The sequence below is a fragment of the Kitasatospora sp. NPDC058965 genome (assembly GCF_042741245.1).
In the GTDB taxonomy this organism is placed as follows: domain Bacteria; phylum Actinomycetota; class Actinomycetes; order Streptomycetales; family Streptomycetaceae; genus Kitasatospora.
The window spans coordinates 1-7,685 of the sequence record NZ_JBHYKG010000372.1 but is presented as its reverse complement, the minus strand read 5'-3'; the positions used below and the strand labels follow the sequence as shown (position 1 = coordinate 7,685).

6 protein-coding genes are annotated in these 7,685 nt (G+C 77.0%); all 6 read right to left on the bottom strand.

Translation table 11 applies throughout. The features are described from left to right. Window positions 1-25: 25 nt before the first annotated feature. Window positions 26-967, bottom strand: coding sequence for a bifunctional riboflavin kinase/FAD synthetase (locus tag ACFW1A_RS35935; RefSeq protein WP_380416918.1), 942 nt, complete (start codon window positions 965-967; stop codon window positions 26-28). 89 nt (window positions 968-1,056) lie between these two features. Next, entirely contained in the window at window positions 1,057-4,431 is a 3,375-nt protein-coding gene (locus ACFW1A_RS35930) for a serine protease (protein WP_380416915.1), read from the bottom strand. 179 nt (window positions 4,432-4,610) lie between these two features. After that, a complete protein-coding gene (gene truB / locus ACFW1A_RS35925; protein WP_380416912.1) occupies window positions 4,611-5,516 on the bottom strand; it encodes a tRNA pseudouridine(55) synthase TruB in 906 nt (301 codons plus the stop codon). Between the two features lie 51 nt (window positions 5,517-5,567). Further along, on the bottom strand, window positions 5,568-6,680 hold the full coding sequence (locus ACFW1A_RS35920) for a bifunctional oligoribonuclease/PAP phosphatase NrnA (RefSeq protein ID WP_380416910.1): 1,113 nt from the start codon (window positions 6,678-6,680) through the stop codon (window positions 5,568-5,570). A 2-nt stretch (window positions 6,681-6,682) separates the two neighbouring features. Continuing rightward, window positions 6,683-7,132: a 30S ribosome-binding factor RbfA gene (rbfA, locus tag ACFW1A_RS35915; RefSeq protein ID WP_380416907.1), complete on the bottom strand. Its 450-nt coding sequence runs from the start codon at window positions 7,130-7,132 to the stop codon at window positions 6,683-6,685. A 153-nt stretch (window positions 7,133-7,285) separates the two neighbouring features. Continuing rightward, on the bottom strand, window positions 7,286-7,582 hold the full coding sequence (locus ACFW1A_RS35910; RefSeq protein WP_380416905.1) for a DUF503 domain-containing protein: 297 nt from the start codon (window positions 7,580-7,582) through the stop codon (window positions 7,286-7,288). Window positions 7,583-7,685: the final 103 nt, after the last annotated feature.

Sequence of the window (7,685 nt, the reverse complement as noted above, 5' to 3'; positions counted from 1 at the left end):
CCCGCCCCTCGTCCGTACCGGCGGACTAACCGGCCGTCAGTTCCCGGGCCTGCTTGACGTCGGCGGCCATCCGGTCCAGCAGCGCCTCGATCGTGTCGAACTTCTCCATGCCGCGCAGGTAGGCCAGGAAGTCCACGGCCACGTGCAGCCCGTACAGGTCCAGGCCGACCCGGTCGATGGCGTACGCCTCCACGGTCCGGGCGGTGCCGTCGAAGGTCGGGTTGGTGCCCACCGAGATCGCCGCGGGCATCCTCTCGCCCGCCGCGGTCAGCCAGCCCGCGTACACCCCGTCGGCCGGGACCGCGCTGTGCGGCACGGTGTCCACGTTGGCCGTCGGGTAGCCCAGGTCGCGGCCGCGCTGCGCCCCGCGCACCACCAGGCCCTCGACCCGGTGCGGGCGGCCCAGCACCTCGGCGGCACCGGCCACGTCGCCCTCGGCGACCAGCCGGCGGGTCAGCGTGGAGGAGAACGGCTCGCCGCCCCCGGCCTCGCCGCTCACCCGCAGGTCGACCACCTCGACCGCGAAGTCCGCCGCCCCGCCCAACTCGGCCAGCAGCGCGACGTTGCCGGCCGCCTTGTGGCCGAAGCGGAAGTTCGGGCCCTCGATCACCAGCCGCGCGTGCAGCGCGTCCACCAGGACCTGCTGCACGAAGGCCTCGGGCGACTCCTTCGAGAACTCCGCGGTGAACGGCAGCACCAGCACCGCGTCCACCCCGAGTTCGGCCAGCAGCTCGGCCCGGCGCGGGTGCGGGGCCAGCAGCGCCGGGTGGCTGCCGGGGCGGAGCACCTCGCTCGGGTGCGGGTCGAAGGTCACCACGACGGCCTTGGCGCCCAGCTCGCGGGCGCGCGCCACGGCCCGGTTGACGATCAGCTGGTGCCCCAGGTGCACACCGTCGAAGGAACCGATGGTGACGACGCTGCGTCCCCAGTCGCCGGGAATCTCCTCCAGGCCACGCCAGCGCTGCACCCTGACCGCTCCTTCTCTTCCAGGGCTCTTGTGGGATCCCTGCTCCGAGCGCCCGGTCCCCGGGTGCTCACATGCTCGAACGCGAACCCCTATAGCGTGCCATGCGCCCGCTCCCGCTCCGGCACCGGAACACCCGCAGGACGCGGCACCACCGGTGCGACCGGGCGCACCGGGCTCCGTTCGGCCTCCGCCGCGGCGTACTGCGGGTCCCGGCCGCGGGCCGTCTGGGCCCGCATCCGCTCCAGCAGCGGACCGGCGGCGAGCGGACGGCCCCGGGCCGGCCAGTCGGTGAGCAGCAGCGCGAAGGCGGCGCTGCGGCCCGCGCAGCGCACCAGCAGCGCGTCCAGCGCGGTCACCCCGCCCTCGCCGGCCGCGAAGGCGTCGGCGAGCCGCCGCACCAGCGCCCGGGCCCGCTCGCCGTCCCGGCGGTCCACCGTGGCGGCCACCCGCTCCAGCACCGCCGCCAGCACCCGCGGGTCCCGCTCGACGGCCAGCAGCCGGTCCAGGAACTGCTCCCGCAGCTCGTCCCCCGGGCCGTCCCCCGGTGCGGCCAGCACCAGGGCGAAGGCCTGCCGGACCGGCACCGGCCGCTCCCCCGGGCCGGTGCCGAGCAGGGCCGTCAGGTCCCCGGGCCCGGCGGTGCCGAGCAGCAGCCGCCGGCCCAGGTACTCGGCCACCAGCTCGGCCCGCTCCGGGCGGTCCCGCAGCAGCCGGCCCGCCAGCCGGGTGGCCCGGTCCGGCAGCGCGACGGGCAGCCCGTGCACCGGCGGGGCGTCGGCCAGCACCCGCAGCACCGCCGCGACCCCCGCCCCCGGCCGGGCCAGCCGCTCCTCGAAGGCGGCCAGCACGGCCGCCTGATCACTCGTCAGCGCCTCGCCCAGCACCGACGGGGTGACGAACGGGTCGTCGGCCGCGTAGGCCCGCAGCGCGGCCGGCAGGTGCTCCGGCCGGCTGACCGGGTCCCGGACCAGCAGGGCCAGCGCCGCGCCGTGCAGCGCGGGCTCGCCGTCCCGGGCCAGCAGGGTCAGCGCGGCGAACCGCAGCAGTTCGGCGCCGGTCGCGGTGGCGTACGGCGCGACCCGCAGTCCGTGCACCGCCGCGGCCACGTGGCGCTCGGGCCGCGGGTCGTGGCTCCACCGGTCGACGGCCCGGCAGAGCGCCGAGGGCTCCTCGACGGCCAGCACCGTCAGCAGCGCGTCCGCCCCGGGGTGGGCGGCGGCCACCAGCGCCTCGGTCAGCTCGTCCACGGCCAGCGCGCGGTGCACGTAGAGCAGGTCCTGGGCCAGGTCGGCCACGGTGGCGCCGGGCCGGGCGGGCAGTCCGGCCGGGTCGCCGAACCAGGCGCACAGCGGGGCGAAGGCCGCCGCGCCCGCCGCCCGCAGCCGGCGGACCGCCAGCGCCCGGAACGCCTGCTCGGGCCCGTCCGCGCGGACCAGCACCCGCAGCAGCGCCCAGTACCGGTCCTCGGGCAGCGCGAGCCGCTCCCAGAAGGCGGGCCCGAACCACTCGCCCACCCCGTCCCGACCGGCGGCGAGCCGTTCGGCCAGCCCGTCCAGCAGGTCCTGATGGACCGTCGGCTCCGGCGATCCGGCCAGTCCGGCGGCCAGCAGCCGGGCCGCCCACCAGCGGGCCTCCGGTCCGCTCGCCGGGTCGGCCAGCGCCCGGTCCAACCGGCCCAGCCGGCGGTCCAGCTCGCCCGCGCCGCGGGCCCGGCCCAGCCCCCGCAGCGCGGCCGCCACCACACCCACCCGGTGCCGCGGCACCCCCCGCCGCCCGGGCACCGCGAGCAGCTGGTCCAGTGCCGCGTCCAGGTCCAGGTGCAGGCCCTGCAGCCAGTCGGCCAGCTCCTCGTGGGCCAGCCGGTGGCCGGTCGCCAGCGGCACGAACAGGCCCTCGGCCAGCACCGCCCGGGCCCAACCGCCGGCCGCCGGGAAGAGCTCGGCGAAGGCGTCCGCGCCGAGCCCGCCCTGCCCGGGGCCGAGCATCCGCCGGGCCGCCTCGTGCAGTCGCCCCGCCACCGTGGCGGCCAGTCGGCGCACCTCCCGGGGCGCCACCGGCTGCGGCGGGACCGGCGGGGCGCCCTTGCGGTGCGAGGCGGGCCGGGCCGCCTCCTCGGCCAGCCGCTCGGCGATCCGCAGGCACGCCAGGTCGACCCGGGCCGCGAACAGCTCGCCCCGGTCCGCCCCGGCCGGCACCGGCACGCCCGCCGCCGCCAGCTCGCCCGCCAGCCGCAGCCGCAGCGGCCCGACCGGCGTGCCGGGCGGCTCGACCCCGTAGCGGCCGGCCGCCCGCTCCAGCGCGGCCCCGTGCAGCGGCCCGAGCCGGTGCAGCCGGACCTGCTCGGTGCGGTTGTCCGCCGCCCGGTCCGCCGGGGGCTCCCAGCTCTCCGGCCGGCAGGCCACCAGCAGCCGCACCCCGCCGTCGGCCAGCCACCGCACGGTCCGCGCCCACCAGGCCGGGTCCAGCAGCGTGGGCGACTCCTCCGGACCGTCCAGCAGCACCAGCAGCGGGCGTCCGCCGGCCTCGCAGACCCGGGCAACCGCCGCGGGCTCCGCCGCCGCGCCGGCCCCGACCAGCGCCCGCCCGACCGCCGCGGCCACCGAGTCGTCCCCCGCCGCCAGGTCGGCCCCGCGCAGCCACAGGGTGGGCAGCGCCCGCGCGCCGCCGGCCCGGCGCACCGCGACGGCCGCCAGTTCGGTGGTCCGGCCGCTGCCCGGCTCGCCGACCAGCACGGTCAGCGGGACGCCCGGCTCCTCGCCGGCCAGCCCGTCGTCGCGCTCGACCCGGTCGGCGGCCAGGTCCGCGATCCGGCCCGGGCCGGCGAGCGCGCCCGCCAACTGCCGGGCGGTGGCCCGCAGGACGCCGCCCAGGTTGAGCGCGGCGCCGTGGCCGGGGGCGGCCAGGGCGTTGCGGACCAGCAGCTCGGCCAGCTCGGCGGGGGTGTCGACGGGGGCGCCGGCCGGCCGGACGGCCGGGACCAGGCCGGCGGGCAGGCCGCGCAGCCCGGGAGCGGTCAGGGCGAGCAGCGCGCCGGTCTCCCGGTCCAGCACCGGCAGGCCCGCGGGCGGCGCGGCGGCGCCGGACAGGTCGAGCAGCAGCACGCCGGGCAGCAGCCGGGCGGGGCCCGGCCCGTCGCTGAGCGCGGTGCAACTGCCGACCAGGGTGCCCGCCACCGGGGCGCCGGGCCCGGGGAGCAGCACCGCCCGGTCCGGCTCGGCCGGTCCGGTCCAGATCGGCAACGGCGCGCGCCCGGTGGGCAGCCGGTCCGCCGTCAGCAGGGCCAGCCCGAGCTCCGGCCAGACCCGGGCCGGACGGACCGGCTCACCGTCGGCGGTGAGTCCGGGCCCCGCCCCGGCGACGGTCTGGTAGGCCGTCAACAGGCTGCCCAGGTCGTCCGCCCAGCAGCCGTAGCCGAGCTCGCGCAGCTCGTGGTCGCACAGCCGCACCAGCGCACCGTGGGTCATCGTGCCACCCTCCCCGGCGGGCCGGGTGGGCTCCCGTCAGGCCCGTCACCGCTGCCGTGCCCGCCGCGGTGAGCCTGCCCACGCCCCGGGGCGAGCGACCCCGCCCACGCCGTTCACCACGGCCGTTCACCCCGTGCGCTCGCCCGTTGGGGTGAACCGGGCGCGGCACCGTTCGCCGACTACCCGACGAACACCGCCACCGGCCGGGCCTGGCCGCCCTTCTCCTCGACCAGCGCCAGGAAGGTCCCGTCCGGCCCGAAGGCGGCGATCGGCCCGCCCGCGTCCAGCCCCGGGGCGGTCAGCCGGGCACCGGTGGCGAGCTTGCGGGCGTCGTCCTCGCCCAGGTCCCAGCGCGGGAAGGCCGCGGCGGCCGCCTCCGCGATCGGCAGCACGGTGAGCTGCTCCTCCAACTGCTCCAGCGTGTGCGCGCCGGCCACCTCGTACGGGCCGACCCGGGTGCGCCGCAGCGCCGTCAGGTGACCGCCGACGCCCAGCGCGGCGCCCAGGTCCCGGGCCAGCGCGCGGATGTAGGTGCCCGAGGAGCACTCCACCGTGACGTCCAGGTCCAGCACCGCCGTGCCGTCCTCGGCGACCGCGTCCCGCTGCGCGTGCACGGTGAACGAGTGCACCGTGGTCGGCCGGGCCGGGATCTCGAAGTCCTCGCCCTCGCGGACCCGGTGGTAGGAGCGCTTCCCGTCGATCTTGATCGCGCTGACCTTGGACGGCACCTGCATGATCTCGCCGGTCAGCCTGGCGACCTCCGCGTCGATCGCCTCCCGGGTCACCCCGGTGACCGGCGTCGCGGCGGTGACCTCGCCCTCCCGGTCGTCGGTGATCGTGGTCTGCCCCAGCCGCACCGTCGCCTCGTAGGTCTTGGCGGTCAGCATCAGGTGCCCGAGCAGCCGGGTGGCCCGCTCCACCCCGATCACCAGCACGCCGGTGGCCATCGGGTCCAGGGTGCCGGCGTGGCCGACCTTCCTGGTCCCCGCCAGTCGGCGCATCCGGGCCACCACGCCGTGCGAGGTGATGCCTTCGGGCTTGTCCACGATGACCAGCCCGTCGGGGCCAGTGCCTTTGCGCTTCATCGGTTCTTTCTCTGCGAGGTGTGCCAACGGGATGGCGGGGCCGGGCGTCGGTCAGCCCAGCGCGTCCCGGAACCGGGCCACGGTGCTCAGCACGTCGTCCCGCACCGAGAAGCCCGCCGCGTACGGGTGTCCGCCGCCGCCCAGCGCGGTGCAGGCCACGGCCACGTCCACCGCGCCCTTGGCGCGGCAGGAGCCGCGCAGCGTCCCGTCCGGGTCCTGCTTGAGGACCAGCGCCACCTCGGCCTCGGCCGGGCGGCGCAGGATGTCGATCAGCCCCTCGATCTCCTCCACGGTGACGCTGAACAGCGCCAGGTCCTGGTAGGGCACCCAGGTCCACACCAGACCGCGCCCGCCGACCGCCTCCGGCTCGTAGACCGCGCGGTCCAGCGCCGCGCCCAGCACCTTGAGGTAGCCGAACGAGGAGGTGTCCCAGAGCCGGCGCGAGATCAGGTCGTGCCGGATCCCGGTGGCCAGCAGCCGCCCGGCCAGCTCGTGGGTCTGCGGCGTGGTGGCCGCGTACTTGAAGGAGCCGGTGTCGGTGGCGACCCCGGTGTAGAGGCAGGTGGCCAGCTCCTGGTCCAGCCGCACCCCGAGCCGCCGCAGCAGCTCGTCCACCAGCACCGCGGTGGCCGGTGCGCCCGGGTCGATCAGCCGGTGGGTGCCGAAGCCGGGGTTGGAGGCGTGGTGGTCGATCACCACCAGGGTGCGCGCCGCGAAGGCCTTGGCGTGCAGCAGGCCGAGCCGGCCCTCGGAGGCCACGTCGAAGCAGAGCACCAGGTCCGGCTCGGCCGGCACCTCGGCGGCCGGCACGATCAGCTCCTGGCCCGGCAGGAAGGAGAGCGACTCCGGGATCACCTGCGGGTCGTCCCCGAAGGAGACCCGCACCGGGTGCCCCAGGGCCCGCAGCGCCAGACCGGCGGCCAGCGCCGAACCGAGCGCGTCGCCGTCCGGGCTGATGTGGCAGATCAGGTCGATCTCGCCGGCCCGCCCGATCTCGGCCAGCACCTGCTCCCAGACCGGCTCGAACCGGCCCGGACCGGCCCCGCACGCCGCGGCACCGGCCGGTGACTGCGCGCGCTGCCCCGGGAGCACCGCGAGGGCGTCCGCCACCTCGGTGGTGACGGACGCCCTCGCCGAACCGGCCGCCGCCGGCTCACCTGCCATGACTACTCGTCCTCGTCCGCGTCGTCGTGCTCGCCCGCCGGGGTCCGGTACGGGTCGGCCTCGCCGGCGTACTGCGCCCCGGCGGCCGCGGTGCGCACCGCGGCGTCGGACACCCGGACCTTGTCGAGCAGGTCGTCGATCTGCCGCGCGTTGTCCGGCAGCGCGTCCGCCACGAAGGTCAGCGACGGGGTGAAACGCACCCCGGTCTGCTTGCCGACCTCGGAGCGCAGGACGCCCTTGGCGCTCTCCAGCGCGGCGGCCGTGGCCTCCCGCTCGGTCTCGTCGCCGAAGACCGTGTAGAAGACCGTGGCCTCGCGCAGGTCCCCGGTGACCCGGGTGTCGGTGATGGTGACGAAGCCCAGCCGCGGGTCCTTGATGCGCCGCTCCAGGGTCTGGGCGACGACCACCTGGATGCGGTCGGCGAGCTTGCGCGCCCTTGCGGTGTCGGTCACATTGCCTCCTCGTGCAGTGGGCGCGGTACTCGGGTCGGTTCTGCACCCGACGGGGCCCAAGCCCCAAAGTACCGGCCCGCGCCCAACCTTGTGAGCGCTCTCGGTCCTCGTCGGTGTGACGGTGGCGACGTTGCGCCCCGTGCACGCCCGCTCTCAATCATCCTCGTCGCCGTAGTAGCGCCTCCTCGCGGAGAGCAGCTGTACCTCGGGGCGGCCGGCGACCAGCCGCTCGCAGTTGTCCAGGACCTCGGTGACGAAGCGGTGCTCGCCCGAGACCACCGCCAGGCCGATCTCGGCCCGGCGGTGCAGGTCCTGGTTGCCTACCTCCGCAGCGCTCACGCTGTACTTGCGCTGCAGCTCGGCCACGATGGGCCGCACGATCGAACGCTTCTCCTTGAGCGAGTGGACGTCGCCCAGCAGCAGGTCGAAGGTGAGTGTTCCCACGAACATGTGTGACAGGTCAAGCCGACCTGGGGGCCTAGGAGTCACCCCGCACGGCCGCGGCCGTCGGGGTCGCTGCCCAGGACCCTACACCAGTCTCTTATACACATAA